Annotated in this window: 1 protein-coding gene; it reads right to left on the minus strand. The window is 46.4% G+C overall.

The features are described from left to right. A partial coding sequence (locus AAEY78_RS14425) for a hypothetical protein (RefSeq protein WP_352340124.1) occupies positions 1–197 on the minus strand: 197 nt, incomplete at its 3' end. Positions 198–248: the final 51 nt, after the last annotated feature.

Genomic DNA, 248 nt, shown 5'->3' on the forward strand with positions numbered 1-248 from the left:
GGTATCAACATATCACTGCCTTCAGCGCGGATATCCTCCACTCCGGTTATGGTTGCCGTAGGATGACTATATTCTATGCCTGTTTTTAACGTTTGTTTTTTGCCCTTAGCGCTAAAGGTAACACTGACCTCCATTGGACCATTCCAATCCTCTTCAGCATTCAGTTGTATCGCCCATTTTCCATCGGCACCTAGCATGGTTCCGCTAATGAATGGCTCCGATCCACTTATAAGCTCGCTGTGTAATGC

It is taken from the genome of Psychrobacter sp. 16-MNA-CIBAN-0192 (assembly GCF_040309565.1).
Taxonomy (GTDB): Bacteria; Pseudomonadota; Gammaproteobacteria; order Pseudomonadales; family Moraxellaceae; genus Psychrobacter.